Origin of the sequence: Streptomyces griseofuscus (genome assembly GCF_014673495.1) — a bacterium.
In the GTDB taxonomy this organism is placed as follows: domain Bacteria; phylum Actinomycetota; class Actinomycetes; order Streptomycetales; family Streptomycetaceae; genus Streptomyces; species Streptomyces murinus.
On sequence record NZ_CP051006.1, the window covers coordinates 5,400,124 to 5,414,919 of the forward strand.

Here is a 14,796-nt window from a genome sequence, read left to right on the forward strand (position 1 = left end):
GGTCCTAGCTCCCTGTGCTCCGGTACGAACGAAGTCCCGCCCGCCAGGCCAGCCCGGCCAGCGCGCAGCAGCCCGCCGCCACCAGCGGGGTCGTCCAGGCCACCCAGCCCGGCAGGTCCAGCGGATAGGGCCGCCCGAGGATGTAGCTCGCGGGCAGCCAGTTGACGAAGGCCAGCGGCAGCACGAACGTCACCCCGCGCACCAGCTCCCTGCCGAACACCGTCGGCGGGTACTGGAGCAGCGTCGTACCGCCGTACGTGAACGCGTTCTGCACCTCGGCCGCGTCCTGCGCCACGAACTGGAAGGCCGCCCCCGCCACGAACACCGCGCAGAAGATCCCGCAGCCCGCGAGCAGCGCCACCGGCATCAGCAGCAGCCGGCCCACGCTCCAGTCGACGTCCAGCCGGGTCAGCGCCCAGCCCAGCACCAGCGAGCCCTGGGTCACCCGGCCGAGCCGGCGCAGCGCGAACCGGTCCGCCGCGACCTGCGCCAGTATCGGCGCCGGCCGCACCAGCAGCGCGTCCAGCGTGCCGTCCCGCAGCCGCCGGCCCAGCCGGTCCATCGAGCCGATCACCAGGTCCGCGAGACCGAAGGAGACCGCCGACAGGCCGTACAGGAACGCCACCTCGGGCAGCGTCCAGCCGCCGAGGGCACGCACCCGCGAGAACATCAGCATGATCGCGACGAAGTCGAAGAAGGTCGCCGCGAAACTCCCGAACGTGGTCATGGCGAACGACGCCCGGTACGCCATCGTCGACCGGATCCACATCCCGGCGATCAGCCCGTACGCCCGCACCCCCGCCACGAGCCGCCCCCGCTCAGCCACCCTGCACCACCACCCGCCGCGTCGCCACCGACTGGAGCAGCCGCCCGCCGCCCAGCAGCACCACGGCCCACGCCCCCTGGAACAGATACGTGCGCAGCAGATCCCCGTGCCCGAGCAGGATGTCCGCGGGCGCCTGGAGGAGCGAGGACCAGGGCAGCGCGCGTACGACGGTGCCGAGCGCCCCCGGGAACACGTTCAGCGGCAGCAGCATCCCCGAGCAGAAGTAGCCGAGCAGCCACGTCATCTGGCTCACCCCGGTGCCGTCCAGCAGCCAGAACGCGCTCAGCGCCACCAGATAGCGGATGCCGAAGCCGACCAGCATCGCCAGCAGCACGGCCAGCAGGAACGCGGCCCAGGTGCCCGGGTCCGTCGGCAGGTACGCCGGAAAGACCAGCGCGCCGAAGACGAACGGCACCACACCCCGCCCCAGCAGCTGGAAGAACGCCCGGCCCAGGTCGGCGGAGAGCCACCACAGCTGGAGGTCGGCCGGCCGGTACAGATCGATCGCCACGTCCCCCGTGCGGATGCGTTCCATCAGTTCGTCCTCGACGCCCCCGCCGCTGATCGCGAGCGTCGACAGGAAGGCCTGACCCAGCCACACATAGGTGACGGCCTGCGCCTGGTCGTATCCCCCCAGATGCGGTTTCAGGTCCCATAGGGCCTTGTAGGTGTAGACGAGAATGAGCCCGAAGACCGTGTTGGTGAAGACCCCTGCCGCAGTGGCGGCCTTATACGTCGCGTACCGTCTGAATCCCCCCAACGCGACGGCCACGTACAACCGTCCCGCGCCCACGTCAGTCGACCTCCTCGGACCGCTCGACACCGAAGCGCAGGAGCCTAGTCCGGAGGCCCGGCGGCCTGCCACGCATTTTGTGGCCGAAGCGTGCCGAAATCCGGGAACGGAACGCCAGGTGCGAGAGTCTTCAACGTGGGGGCGCAGAAGGCGTACGAGGCGTACGGGAACGTACGACGCGAAACAGGAGTCCGTGCACGACATGAGCGACGAGCCACAGCCGCAGCAGCCGAACGAAGGCGTGGCGCCGGATAAGCCGCTGCCGGCTGCGAGGCCCGGGACCCCGACGCCGGGATCCCCCGCCACCCCGTCCAAGGGGGCCGGCCGAGTGAAGGACACCGAGGAATCGGGGAGGGACGAGGAGTCGGAGACGGCCGGGGCATCGCCGAAGCCCGAGGGATCCGGGAAGACCGGGAGGCCCGAGCGGGCCGGGCGGTCCGAGGGGCGCGCCGAGGGCGTGGACCGGGGCGCGGGCGCCGAGCGCGGCGGGACGTCCGACGCGTCCCGGTCCGAGGGCTCCGGCAAGGCCGGGGCGGCCGGGAAGGCGCAGGGCGCCGACGAGACCCGGGGCGAGGACACGTCCGCCGGTGACCGTGGGGCGACCCGGGACTCCGGGGCGGCGACCGCGGACGCGGCGCGCCGTGCCGTGCCCGCGCCCCAGGACCGTACGGCCTCCATCGCCCGCGCCCGCCAGGCGGCGCGCGACGCCCGTACCGAGAAGGGCGCGGCCACGGCCGCCGAGGGCGAGGGCACCGCCGAGCGCGGCGGGACCGGCAGGCCCACCGGCGCCGGCAAGCCGCAGGTTCCGGGCGCCCGTACCCCCGAACAGCCGGCCGAGAGCACCCAGGTGCTGCGCCGGATCACGCCGCCCCGCGAGCCCGAGGGCCCCGCGAAGGGATCCGGCACGCCCGGTCAGCCCGGCAAGCCCGGCCAGGACACCCCGGCACCCGAGACGACCCAGGTGCTCCGCCGCGTCAACGCCCCGCGCAAGGGCGAGCCCGGCGGCCCCGCCACGGCGGGCACGTCCACGACCGGTTCGAACGCGAGCGGACCCACCGGCCACACGACCGGCTCCCGGCGCCCCTCCGCCCGCGCGGCGGGTGCGGCAGGCGCGGCCGCCGCGGGTGCCGCAGGTGCCGTGGGCGCCGCGAAGGCCGCGGGCACGGCCGGTGCCGCGAGCGCCGCGAACGCTGCCGACGGCGCCGCCCCCGGCCCCCGTACCGGCACCGGCCCGACCCCCGGCCAGACGCCCCCCGCCGCCTCGGACACCTCCACCGGCACCGGCGCGGACGACGGCAAGGGCAAGGGCAGGACCAAGGCCAAGAAGCCCAAGCGCACCGGATGGCGACGCCTCGTACCGACCTGGAAGATGGTGCTCGGCACCTTCGTCTTCCTGGTGCTCGCGGTCGTCGGCCTGTTCTTCGTGGGCTACTCGCTCGTCAACATCCCGCCCGCCAACGCCCTCGCCACCAAGCAGGCGAACGTCTACCTCTACGCCGACGGCTCCCAGATCGCCCGCGACACCCGCGACAGCCAGGTGAACCGGGAGAAGGTCACCCTCGCCGAGATCTCCAAGAACGCCCAGCACGCCGTACTGGCCGCCGAGGACCGCGACTTCTACACCGAGTCCGCCATCGACCCCAAGGCGATGCTCCGCGCCGCCTGGAACACCGCGACCGGCAAGGGCAAGCAGTCCGGATCCACGATCACCCAGCAGTACGTGAAGAACTACTACCTGGCCCAGGAACAGACGGTCACCCGTAAGGCCAAGGAGTTCTTCATCTCGATCAAGCTCGACCGGAACAAGTCCAAGGACGAGATCCTGGAGGGCTACCTCAACACCAGCTACTTCGGCCGCAACGCCTACGGCATCCAGGCCGCCGCCCAGGCCTACTACGGCCGCGACGCCAAGGACCTCGACCCGGCCCGCGCCGCCTACCTCGCCGCGCTCGTCAACGCGCCCAGCGAGTACGACGTCGTCGCGCACCCGGAGAACAAGTCCGCGGCCGTGGCCCGCTGGAACTACGTCCTGGACGGCATGGTCAAGCAGGGCTGGCTCAGCCAGTCCGAGCGCACCGGGATGAAGTTCCCGATGCCCAAGGAGCAGACGCTGTCCACCGGCATGTCCGGCCAGCGCGGCTACCTCGTGGACGCCGTCAAGCACTACCTGATCGCGAACCACATCCTCGACTCCGACCAGCTGGAGGCCGGTGGCTACCGCATCACCACCACCATCCAGAAGAGCAAGCAGGACGCCTTCGTCAAGGCCGTGAACGACCAGCTGGTCTCCAAGCTGGACAAGAAGACCTTCAAGGCCGACAACTACGTCCGCGCGGGCGGCGCCTCCGTCGACCCGAAGACCGGCCAGGTCGTCGCCATGTACGGCGGCATCGACTACGTGAAGCAGTACACCAACGGCGCGACCCGCGGTGACTTCCAGGTCGGCTCCACCTTCAAGCCGTTCGTCTTCGCCTCCGCGGTCCAGAACGGGTCCACCACCCAGGACGGCCGCCGCATCACCCCGAACACCCAGTACGACGGCACCAACGAACGCCCCGTACAGGGCTGGAGCGGCGGCGCGTACGCCCCGCAGAACGAGGACCAGAAGTCGTACGGCCAGATCACCGTCACCAAGGCCACCGACCTGTCGGTGAACGCGGTGTACGCGCAGATGGCCGTCGACGTCGGCCCGAGCAAGGTCAAGCAGACCGCGATCGACCTGGGTATCCCCGCCGACACCCCGGACCTCCAGCCGTACCCGTCCATCGCGCTCGGCCCCGCCACCGCCAGCGTCCTGGACATGGCGGAGGGGTACGCCACGCTCGCCAACCACGGCAAGCACGGCACGTACACCATGGTCAAGAAGATCACCCGCAACGGCACCGACGAGATCAAGCTGCCCGACAACACCGTCAAGCAGGCCGTCAGCCGCGCCGCCGCCGACACCACCACCGCCATGCTGAAGAGCGTGGTCCAGGGCGGCACCGCCACCGCCGCGCAGGCCTCGGGCCGGGTGGCGGCCGGTAAGACCGGTACCGCGGAGAACGACACCGCCGCCTGGTTCGCCGGCTACACCCCCGACCTCGCCACGGTGGTCTCCGTGATGGGCCAGGACCCGGTGACGGCCAAGCACATGCCGCTGTACGGCGCGCTCGGCCAGGCCCGTATGAACGGTGGCGGCCCGCCCACCCAGATCTGGGCCCAGTACACCCACGACGCGCTGAAGAACACCCCGGCCTCGTCCTTCGACCTCCAGCTCCAGGAGGGCGCGGACCAGCCGCAGCCGCCCGGCCCCGGCGACCCCAGCGCGTCCGCCACCACGGACGGCGGCGACACCGGCGGCTCCACCGAGCCCGGCGGCGGCACCCCGAGCGACACCCCGTCCGGCGGCACCACCGGCACCCCGACCGACGGCGGCGCGGCGACCGGCGGTGACACCACCGGCGGCGACACCACGGGCGGTGGCACGACCGGCCCCGGCCCGGCCACGGTCGGCGGCGGCACGGGCGGCGATCCCACCACCGGCGGCGGCACCGGGGCGGGCGGCGCCCCGGGCGGCGGCGATACGGCCACGGGCGGCGGGGGTACGGCCGCGGGCGGCGGCACCGGCACCATCGCCGGCGACGGCCCCGGCGGGGGCCCCGGCACCTGAGCCCCGCGTCAGCCGCTGGTCGCCTTCAGCCCCACCACGGCGACCAGCAGCAGACACACGAAGAAGATCCGGGCGGCGGTGGCCGGCTCACCGAGCACCACCATGCCGAGCACCGCCGCCCCGGCCGCGCCGATACCGACCCACACCCCGTAGGCGGTACCGATGGGCAGGGACCGGGCCGCGTACGACAGCAGCACCATGCTGGCGACGATCCCGGCACCGGTGAGCACACTGGGCACCGGCCGGGTGAAACCCTCGCTGTACTTCATCCCGATCGACCAGCCCACTTCCAGCAGACCGGCCACGACAAGCAGAACCCAGGCCACGACGGCCACCTCCGAGACGTACGACGTTTCTCTTCCGGTGCGTCGTCTTTGCCTGCATCCCGGTACGGCGCGTCTCGTCGGGCTCGCTCCCGAACCTAGCAAAACCACGAGGAGGAGGGCTGGTGACCGTGGTCACCAGCCCTCCTCCTCGTCGTTCGGGCCGCTACGGCCTCACAGATACAGCCCGGTCGAGTCCTCCGAACCCTCGAACCGGTCCGCGGCCACGGCATGCAGGTCGCGCTCGCGCATGAGCACGTACGCCACGCCCCGCACCTCGACCTCGGCCCGGTCCTCCGGGTCGAACAGGACGCGGTCGCCCGGCTCCACGGTCCGTACGTTCTGGCCGACCGCGACCACCTCGGCCCAGGCCAGCCGGCGTCCGACCGCCGCGGTGGCGGGAATCAGGATGCCACCCCCCGACCGCCGCTCGCCCTCACCGGTCTCCTGCTTGACCAGCACCCGGTCGTGCAGCATCCGGATGGGCAGCTTGTCGTGCTGCGGGGTGCTCTGCTCGTGTCTCTTGGCGCTCACGCCTCGAACCTACCTGCCTTCCACCCGCCCGTGGCCCCCTGGGTGGCCATCGTCCGCACCCGGTCGCCCGTGGCGTCAGCGCCCACGCCGCCGGGACAGCGCGACCAGACCCACTACTCCGACGACCACGAGCGCGGCCGGTACGACCCGCTCCGCGCGCAGCCGCCCGTCCTCGTCCGTGAACTGCGCCCTGACCTCGCTCACCACCCGGTTGACCTGCACATACGCCCGCCCGACGGTGTGGTCGATATTGGCCACGGCCTTGGCCTTCACATCCCCGACGATCGTCTTCGGGTGCACCCGCACCCCGATCTCGTCGAGGGTCTCGGCCAGCACCTCGCGGCGGCGCCTGATGTCCGCCTCGATCTGCGCCGGGGTTCTGGTGTCCGCCGTGTCCGCCACCGTACGGCCTCCGAAGTCTGCCGAAATCCTGCTGTCCTGTTCCGGACAGTCTGTCAGCTCCTGCCCGCGCCGCACCGCAAGGGGCCCCGGTTACGCTGGTCCGATGAGCGAGCGACTCCAGCCGGGGGACGTGGCCCCCGCCTTCACCCTCCCGGACGCCGACGGTAACGAGGTCTCCCTCGCGGACCACAAGGGCCGCAAGGTCATCGTGTACTTCTACCCCGCGGCGCTTACCCCGGGCTGCACCAAACAGGCCTGCGACTTCACCGACAACCTCGATCTGCTGGCCGGCGCCGGCTACGACGTCATCGGCATCTCCCCGGACAGCCCGGAGAAGCTTGCCAAGTTCCGTGAGAAGGAGTCCCTCAGGGTCACCCTCGTCGCCGACCCCGACAAAAAGGTCGCCGAGTCCTACGCCGCCTTCGGCGAGAAGAAGAACTACGGCAAGACCTACATGGGCATCATCCGCTCCACGTTCGTCGTCGACGAGGACGGCAAGATCTCCCACGCCTTCTACAACGTCCGCGCGACCGGCCATGTAGCCAAGATCATCAAGGATCTGGGCATCTGAGCGGTTCCCTCTCTCCGACGGCGGCCCGCACCAGGCGATCCTGGCGCGGGCCGCTTTCTCCTCCCCCCTCCCGGCCCGTGACCGTCCGACATCCGGTTCGTTGATCCATGCGGGCTACGAACATCTGCCCGAGACCGGAGGGGGCTCGATGGGGGTCAGCGCGTACACCGAGGAACGACTGCGAGAGGCGGCTCGCGGGGCACGGACGTTGTCGGAGGCGTTGGAGAGGTTGGGGGTGGAGCCGGGGAGTTCGACGCGGCGGTACCTCCTGGGACGGATGAAGAAACTCGGCGTCGACGTCTCCCACTTCGAGCGGGAGGGGGTGAAATGGACGAAGGAGCTGCTCGAAGAAGCCGTGGCCGCCTCCACGAACATGTGCGAGGTGTTGCGCCATCTCGGTCTGGAGGTCGTCGGCGGCCACCACACGTACATCAGCCGCAGGATCAAGGCGTACGGGATCGATACCTCGCACTTCCGGGTGCCGACGCAGCGAAGGAAGGCTTGGCGCGCCCGCACGCCGGAGGCGCTGCTCACCGAGCAGCCTGCCGGCCAGGCTCGGCGCATCCAGGGCGACCGGCTCAAGCGGGCGATGACGACCCTCGGTGTGCCGGAACGCTGCGCCCGCTGCGGCACGGATCCGGTGTGGCGGGGCCGCCCGCTGCCACTGGAGGTCGACCACATCGACGGCGACTGGCGGAACAACCGCATCGAGAACCTCCGCTTCCTCTGCCCCAACTGCCACTCGGTCACGGACAATTACCGGGGCCGGGGCAAGGGGCGCCGCGCGGGGTCAGGTGCGGTATGAGCGGCGGTGTGCGGTACACGCGTGAGCGGCTGGCGGAAGCCGCCGAGCAGTGCACGAGCCTGGACGAGGTGATGGCCTTCTTCGGTACCCGGCCGTACGTCAATGCGCGCCGCCATCTCGCCAGGCGGTTCGCCCACTTCGGTATCGACATCTCGCACTTCGACCACCGTGGCGCTCTGGCCGGGCGCAAGACCCGCCCTGCTGCCCAGGAACTGCGTACGGCGGTGGCCGAGTCGATCTCCATCGCCGGGGCGCTGCGCCGCCTTCAGCGCTCGGACACCTGCGTACAGCGCGCACTGCTGCGGAGGTGGATCGCCGAAGCGGGCATCTCCACCGCGCACTTCCTGGGGCAGGCGCACCACAGAGGCAGCACCGGGACCGTGCGCGCGAAGCGCCCCGAGGACATCCTGGTCAAGCACGACGGCCGGCGTCGGACACGCACCCGTCTGCTGCGCCGCGCGCTGCGCGAGGTGGGCGTACCGGAGCAGTGCGCCGAGTGCGGCATCGGTTCCGAGTGGCGCGGAGATCCCATGACGCTGGAGGTCGACCACATCGACGGAAACTGGTCCGACGACCGGCAGGAGAACTTGCGGCTACTGTGCCCCAACTGCCACGCGACGACCAGCACCTGGTGCAGAGGGGGCGGACGTCGAACGGCGTAGCACAGTAGAGTAGGGCGCGGTTTACGCGCCCGTACGCCAACGGCCGAGCGGCGATCTTTAGGTGGTCGTGTTTGTCGGTTCGAATCCGACCGGGCGCACCAGTAGAAACGGCCCCGCACCTTCGTTTCCAAGGTGCGGGGCCGTTCCATGAAGTCAGCCGAGCAGCTCCCGCATCACCGGCACCAGCGCCCGGAACGCCTTGCCGCGGTGGCTGATGGCGTTCTTCTCGTCGGCGGTGAGTTCCGCGCATGTGCGGGTGTCGCCGTCGGGCTGGAGGATCGGGTCGTAGCCGAAGCCGTTCGTGCCGGCGGGGCCGTGCCGCAGGGTGCCCCGGAGCTGGCCCTCGACCACGCGTTCCGTGCCGTCCGGCAGGGCCAGGGCGGCGGCGCAGGCGAAGTGGGCCGCGCGGTGCTCCTCGGCGATGTCGGCGATCTGGGCGAGAAGCAGATCGAGGTTGGCCTTGTCGTCGCCGTGCCGGCCGGCCCAGCGGGCGGAGAAGATGCCGGGGGCGCCGTTCATGACGTCCACGCACAGGCCGGAGTCGTCGGCGATCGCCGGCAGCCCGGTGGCCTGCGCCAGGGCGTGCGCCTTGAGCAGGGCGTTCTCGGCGAAGGTGACGCCGGTCTCCTTGACGTCGGGGATCTCGGGGTAGGCGTCGGCGCCGACCAGCTCATGGGGGAGCCCGGCATCGGCCAGGATGGCCCTCAGCTCGGTGATCTTTCCGGCATTACGGGTGGCGAGGATCAGGCGGGTCATGCCGCCCAGTATTCCTCGCCCCACCTGACCACCGACGCCCGCCTCCGAGCGCCGAGGCTCATACCGGACCGCCGATGCCGATGCCGAGCCGATGCCGATGTCGGCTCCGAGCACGGCTGCCCGCATCCGCGCCTCAACGCCTGCCTCCGCCCGGCGCGCCCGCATCCGCGCCTCAACGCCTCTCTCCGCCCGGCGACGCCCGCCTCCGAGCGCCGAGGCTCGTACCCGACCGCCGAGGCTGACGCCGACGCCGATGTCGGCTCCGAGTATCGCTGCCCGCATCCGCGCCTCAACCCCTGCATCCGCCCGGCGCGCCGTATCCGCCCCTCAACGCCCGCATCCGCCCGTCGACGCCCGCCTCCGAGTGCCTAAGCTTTCCGGCCGCCGCGTCCGCCCCGACCGCTGTCATCCGCTTTCGCGTATCGACGCGTGCCCCGGTCCCCGTAGTCGCTTTCGAGCACTGACGCGTGCCCCCGGTCTCCGTAGCCGCTTTCGAGCACCGACACCTGTCCCCGGTCTCCGTAGCCGCTTTCGAGCACCGACACCTGTCCCCGGTCTCCGTAGCCGCTTTCGAGCACCGACGCCCGCCCCCGGTCTCCGTACCCGCTTTCGAGCACCGACACCTGCCCCCGGCCCCGTACCCGCTTTCGAGCACCGACGCCCGCCCCCGGCCCCCGTACCCGCCTCCGAACACCGACGCCGCCGTACCCGTCGACTGCCGCCCGACGCACCCTCGGTATCGGCCCCCCGTCGCCCTGCCCGTTCCCGAATCGCCGGCCGCCCGTTTTCGAGTGCCGTCGCCCCGTCTCACAGCTCCGCCTGCCCGCCGCCCTTCAGCGTTCGCAGGTCGAAGACCTTGGCCATCGTGGCGAAGCCGAGATCGCTGGGGTGGAGATGGTCGCCCGAGTCGTAGTCGGGGCGCAGTCGGCGCGGGTCGTAGGGGTCGCGAAGGGCCTTGTCGAAGTCGGCGACCGCGTCGTACACCCCACCCGCGCGGATCTCCGCGTTGATCTGCTGTCGTACGGCCTCCCGGGCGGGGGTCCAGCCCCGGTGGCCCTTGAACGGCATCAGGGTCGCCCCCACGACCTTCAGACCGCGTGCGTGGGCCTCGCGGACCAGGGTGCGCAGGCCGGTGAGGATGCGGTCGGGGCCGTCGAGACGCGGATCGCGCAGAATGTCGTTGATGCCGAGGTCGATGACGACGACCTTGACGTCGGTGCGGGAGAGCGCGTCGCGCCCGAAGCGGCCCAGCCCGCTCTGGTTCTCCGCGGGGCGGCCGAGCCCGTCGGCGAGGACCTGGTTGCCGCTGATGCCCTCGTTGACGACGCTGTAGCGCGGCAGCCGCTGCCCGTTCGCGAGCGCGGACCGCAGCCGGTCGCCGAGGACGTCGGGCCAGCGGCGGTTGGCGTCGACGGTGGAGGTGATGCCGTCGGTGATGGAGTCGCCGAAGACGACGACCGTGCCGTCGGCCTCGTTGCTGAGCACGTCCAGCGCGGTCAGATACCGCCAGTACGGCGTCTGTTGGGTGTAGGGGGCACCGGTGGAGTCCTCGGTGCGGTCCCCGGTGGCGACGTACGAGGTCTGCTGCGCGTGCGGGTGGTAGGTGACCGGCCCGGAGGGGGTGGGTGAGTACGTGGTGACCAGGACGTCGGTGTTGTGGGGTATGAGAAGGTGCACGGCGTCGCTGACGACCTGTTCGCCCGCGGGTATGACGACACGGTTGGCGCCCCCGAAGGTGAGCCGCCGCATGGTGTCCGCGTCGGCGGCCGCCGTGGCGTCCCCCGCGGAGAGCGCGAGGGTGGCGTGGGTGATGTCCAGCGGTGTCTGGCCGTAGAGGTTGGAGAGCGTGATCCGGGCACTCGTACCCCCGGCGTCCGCGTGGACGACGTTGCGCACGGAGTGGCCCGCGAGGCCGGCCGTCTCGGTGCCCGGTTCGCCGCCGACGGGGGCGCTCGCCCAGGAGCCGACCCAGGTGCCGGTGGAGACGGGCGCGGCGGAGCCGCGGTGGGGGCGGTCGTCGGCGAGGGTGCCGCCGCGGGTGCGGTCGCCGGGCGCGGCGGTGACGTAGATACCGGCGCTGACGGCCACCACCAGCGCGACGAGCGCGCCGAGCAGGGCGAGGTACTTGGTGTGGTGCTGTGCGCGGGGGGCCTCGGGGGCTCCGTCGGGGCGCGTGGTCACGCTCGTGCCGTTCTCCTCGGGAGGGGAGTCCCGGGTCTCCTCGGGGAGGGACCTGCGGGCTCCGATCTTGATGGGGTCATGATGCTTCATGGGCCGGGCCGCACCGTCGGGGCCCAGGGCCCAAGCCCCCGCCGGAACAGACGCCGGGAACTCCTGTTCCGTTCCGGGAGTCGGTCAGGAGGGGACAATTGTGCGCGGGATCACCGAACGGGTGGAGCTGATGGAACCTACCGAGACCGGAACTGCCGGACCGGCCGTGTCGTCGTCGTACCGGACGATGACGGCCTTCACCCCTGCCGACGAGGAGCGCCGGCGCGGGGTGCGGCGGATGAAACTCACCGCGACGGGCCTGCTGCTGTTCGTCGCCGTGGTCTACGTCCTGGCCAAGCTGGCCGGGAACGCGGGCGCGGGGGCGTGGGCGGACTACGTCTCCGCGGCGGCGGAGGCGGGCATGGTGGGCGCGCTGGCGGACTGGTTCGCGGTGACCGCGCTGTTCCGGCATCCGCTCGGGCTGCCGATCCCGCACACCGCGATCATTCCGACCAAGAAGGATCAGCTGGGTGTCTCGCTGGGCGAGTTCGTGGGGGAGAACTTCCTGTCCCAGGATGTCGTACGGCAGCGGCTGCGCGCCGTCGGCATCGGCGCCCGGCTGGGTTCCTGGCTGGCCGAGCCGGAGCATGCGGACCGGGTGACGGCGGAGCTGGCGACCGCGTTGCGGGGCGCGCTCACGGTGTTGCGGGACTCGGATGTGCAGGCGGTGGTGGGGGAGGCGATCACCCGGCGGGCCGGGGCCCGGGAGATCGCGCCGGGGCTCGGCAAGATGCTGGAGAAGGTCGTCGCGGACGGCGGGCACAAGCGGGCCGTGGATCTGGTGGTCGCGCGGGCCCATGACTGGCTGGTGCTGCACGGCGAGAATGTGATGGGTGCGGTGCAGGGCGGGGCGCCGGGGTGGACGCCGCGGTTCGTGGACCGCAAGATCGGTGAGCGGGTCTACAAGGAGTTGCTGCGGTTCTGCGCGGAGATGCGGGACATGCCGTCCCATCCGGCGCGTGGCGCCCTGGACCGCTTCCTGACCGATTTCGCCTCCGACTTGCAGTCGGACACCGAGACCCGGGCGCGGGTGGAGCGGCTGAAGGGCGAGGTGCTGGGCCGGGGTGAGGTGCAGGATCTGATCGCGTCCGCCTGGACGGCCGTACGGTCGATGATCGTCGCGGCGGCGGAGGACGAGCGCAGTGAGCTGCGGACGCGGCTGCGGTCGGCGCTGCTGTCCCTGGGCGCGCGGATGGCGAGCGAGCCGAAGATGCAGGAGAAGGTGGACAGCTGGCTGGAGGGCGCGGCGGTGCATGTCGTGACCACCTACCGGGCGGAGATCACCTCGCTGATCACGGACACGGTGGCGGGCTGGGACGCCGAGCACACCACCCGGAAGATCGAGGCGCACATCGGGCGCGATCTGCAGTTCATCCGGATCAATGGCACGGTGGTGGGATCACTGGCGGGGCTGCTGATCTTCACGGTGTCGCGGGCGGTGGGTGGCTGACGGCGGGTCATCCGGCGCCTGGATCGGCGGCGCGGGGGTATCCGTCGTCCTGCCGTCCCCCCGCTTCGGGGGGCGTCCTCGACGAGGAGGAAGCCGATGACAGGAGCCGAGAAATCGTCCGCGGGGGCGTCTGCGGGGGCGTCTGCGGGGGCGTCCGGGGAGGCCGGTGCGGGCGGCCGGACGGGTGATGGTGGGCGGACCATCAGCACCGACATCCCCGCCCGCCTCGACCGCCTCCCGTGGTCCCGCTGGCACTGGACGATCGTGATCGGCCTCGGCACCGTATGGATCCTGGACGGCCTGGAGGTCACGGTCGTCGGCAACATCGCCAGCCGGTTGGCCGAACCGGGCAGCGGCCTGTCGATCACATCCGGTCAGATCACGGGCACGGCCGCCGCGCTGTATGTCGCGGGCGCGTGCGTGGGCGCGCTGTTCTGGGGCCGGCTGACCGACCGTTACGGCCGTAAGAAGCTGTTCATGATCACCCTGGCGGTGTATCTGGTGGCGACGGCCCTGACCGCGGTCTCCTGGGAGGCCTGGTGGTTCTTCCTCTTCCGCTTCCTGACCGGCTTCGGCATCGGCGGCGAGTACGCGGCGATCAACTCCGCGATCGACGAGCTGATCCCGGCCCACTACCGCGGCCGTGTCGACCTGATCATCAACGGCAGTTTCTGGCTGGGCGCGGTGGGCGGTTCGCTGCTGTCCATCGTGGCGCTGAACACCGGCCTGCTGGCGATGAACGTGGGCTGGCGGCTGACCTTCGCGCTGGGGGCCGTACTGGCGCTGGTGATCCTGCTCGTACGGCGGCACGTCCCGGAGAGTCCGCGGTGGCTGCTGATCCACGGCCGGGATGAGGAGGCGGAGGAGATCGTCACCGGCATCGAACGGCAGGTGGAGGCGGAGAAGGGCGTCCGGCTGCCGGCGACGGACGCGCGGCTGGCCATCCACCAGCGCAAGAGCGTCACCTTCCGGGAGATCGCCCACACGGTCTTCGGGCGGTACCGCAGGCGCGCGGTGCTCGGCTTCTCGCTCTTCATCGGGCAGGCGTTCCTGTACAACGCGATCACCTTCGGCTTCGGCGCGATCCTGACGAAGTTCTTCGCGGTGCCGACGGACCGTACGGGCTACTACTTCGCGGTCATCGCCGTCGGAAACTTCTGCGGCCCGCTGCTGCTGGGCAAGCTCTTCGACACGGTCGGCCGCCGGGTGATGATCTCCTCGACGTATCTGCTGTCGGGTCTGCTGCTGTTCGGTACGGCGTGGCTGTTCGACCGGGGTGTGCTCAACGCGACGACGCTGACGGCGTGCTGGTGCGCGGTTCTCTTCTTCGCCTCGGCGGGCGCGTCCAGCGCGTATCTGACGGTGTCGGAGATCTTCCCGATGGAGACGCGCGCGATGTCCATCGCCTTCTTCTACGCCCTGGGTACGGCGGCCGGCGGTATCAGCGGCCCGCTGCTCTTCGCGGACCTCACCGGCACGGGCCGGGTCGGCGACACGGTCCTGGCCTTCTCCATCGGGGCGGCGCTGATGTGCGCGGCGGGCTTGGTGGCGGCGGCGCTGGCGGTGCGGGCGGAGCGGCGGCCGCTGGAGGAGGTGGCGACGCCGTTGACGGCGGTCGCGGAGGGTACGGCGGCGTCGGCGGGCCCGGGCGCCGGTACCCAGGGCCCGCCGACGGTGGGCAGGGCGTGAGCCCCGGCGGTGGGCAGGGCGTGAGCCCCGCGCCTGCCCGCGTCCGTCCCTGGCCCTGGGCC

13 protein-coding genes, 1 tRNA gene and 1 riboswitch are annotated in these 14,796 nt (G+C 71.5%); of the genes, 7 read left to right on the plus strand and 7 right to left on the minus strand.

The window, feature by feature from the left end; translation table 11 throughout:
* Positions 1–4: 4 nt before the first annotated feature.
* The gene (locus tag HEP81_RS24455) at positions 5–769 is read right to left on the minus strand and encodes an ABC transporter permease (RefSeq protein WP_093892982.1); all 765 of its coding nucleotides are present in this window, start codon (positions 767–769) and stop codon (positions 5–7) included.
* A gap of 49 nt (positions 770–818) precedes the next feature.
* A complete protein-coding gene (locus HEP81_RS24460) occupies positions 819–1,619 on the minus strand; it encodes an ABC transporter permease (RefSeq protein ID WP_037651484.1) in 801 nt (266 codons plus the stop codon).
* An 847-nt stretch (positions 1,620–2,466) separates the two neighbouring features.
* Here HEP81_RS24460 and HEP81_RS24465 point away from each other — a divergent pair.
* Positions 2,467–5,271, plus strand: a complete 2,805-nt coding sequence (locus HEP81_RS24465; protein WP_037651882.1) for a transglycosylase domain-containing protein — start codon at positions 2,467–2,469, stop codon at positions 5,269–5,271.
* An 8-nt stretch (positions 5,272–5,279) separates the two neighbouring features.
* Here the strand turns inward: HEP81_RS24465 and HEP81_RS24470 are convergent, their stop codons facing one another.
* The 3 genes from HEP81_RS24470 to HEP81_RS24480 all read right to left on the minus strand — a co-directional run bounded on the left by HEP81_RS24470 (position 5,280) and on the right by HEP81_RS24480 (position 6,530).
* Positions 5,280–5,597 (minus strand): DMT family transporter, encoded by a 318-nt coding sequence (locus HEP81_RS24470; protein WP_037651884.1) that lies wholly within the window; start codon positions 5,595–5,597, stop codon positions 5,280–5,282.
* A 36-nt stretch (positions 5,598–5,633) separates the two neighbouring features.
* Positions 5,634–5,697, minus strand: a riboswitch (guanidine-III (ykkC-III) riboswitch).
* 71 nt (positions 5,698–5,768) lie between these two features.
* Positions 5,769–6,128, minus strand: coding sequence for a GroES family chaperonin (locus HEP81_RS24475; RefSeq protein ID WP_037651486.1), 360 nt, complete (start codon positions 6,126–6,128; stop codon positions 5,769–5,771).
* A gap of 75 nt (positions 6,129–6,203) precedes the next feature.
* Entirely contained in the window at positions 6,204–6,530 is a 327-nt protein-coding gene (locus tag HEP81_RS24480) for a DUF3618 domain-containing protein (protein WP_037651488.1), read from the minus strand.
* A 103-nt stretch (positions 6,531–6,633) separates the two neighbouring features.
* Here HEP81_RS24480 and bcp point away from each other — a divergent pair, with 103 nt between their 5' ends.
* The 4 genes from bcp (at position 6,634) to HEP81_RS24500 (ending at position 8,669) form a co-directional block, all read left to right on the plus strand.
* Positions 6,634–7,101 carry a thioredoxin-dependent thiol peroxidase gene (bcp, locus tag HEP81_RS24485; protein WP_037651490.1) on the plus strand — a complete coding sequence of 156 codons (468 nt, stop codon included), beginning with the start codon at positions 6,634–6,636 and terminating at the stop codon, positions 7,099–7,101.
* 148 nt (positions 7,102–7,249) lie between these two features.
* The gene (locus HEP81_RS24490; RefSeq protein WP_037651491.1) at positions 7,250–7,906 is read left to right on the plus strand and encodes an HNH endonuclease signature motif containing protein; all 657 of its coding nucleotides are present in this window, start codon (positions 7,250–7,252) and stop codon (positions 7,904–7,906) included.
* Complete coding sequence (locus tag HEP81_RS24495; protein WP_037651493.1) at positions 7,903–8,568, plus strand: HNH endonuclease; 666 nt, start codon at positions 7,903–7,905, stop codon at positions 8,566–8,568. Before HEP81_RS24490 ends, HEP81_RS24495 begins: the two co-directional genes overlap by 4 nt.
* Positions 8,569–8,593: 25 nt before the next feature.
* Positions 8,594–8,669: transfer RNA gene (locus HEP81_RS24500), tRNA-Leu, on the plus strand.
* 52 nt (positions 8,670–8,721) lie between these two features.
* Here the strand turns inward: HEP81_RS24500 and rdgB are convergent.
* Together rdgB and HEP81_RS24510 are read right to left on the minus strand one after the other, a co-directional pair.
* Positions 8,722–9,324, minus strand: coding sequence for an RdgB/HAM1 family non-canonical purine NTP pyrophosphatase (rdgB, locus tag HEP81_RS24505; protein ID WP_037651495.1), 603 nt, complete (start codon positions 9,322–9,324; stop codon positions 8,722–8,724).
* An 807-nt stretch (positions 9,325–10,131) separates the two neighbouring features.
* Positions 10,132–11,505 (minus strand): SGNH/GDSL hydrolase family protein, encoded by a 1,374-nt coding sequence (locus tag HEP81_RS24510; RefSeq protein ID WP_421673958.1) that lies wholly within the window; start codon positions 11,503–11,505, stop codon positions 10,132–10,134.
* 220 nt (positions 11,506–11,725) lie between these two features.
* Between HEP81_RS24510 and HEP81_RS24515 the strand changes: the two genes are divergently transcribed.
* On the plus strand, positions 11,726–13,045 hold the full coding sequence (locus HEP81_RS24515; RefSeq protein ID WP_243279580.1) for a DUF445 domain-containing protein: 1,320 nt from the start codon (positions 11,726–11,728) through the stop codon (positions 13,043–13,045).
* Positions 13,046–13,141: 96 nt separating this feature from the next.
* Positions 13,142–14,734: an MFS transporter gene (locus HEP81_RS24520; protein ID WP_078967136.1), complete on the plus strand. Its 1,593-nt coding sequence runs from the start codon at positions 13,142–13,144 to the stop codon at positions 14,732–14,734.
* Positions 14,735–14,796 lie beyond the last annotated feature (62 nt).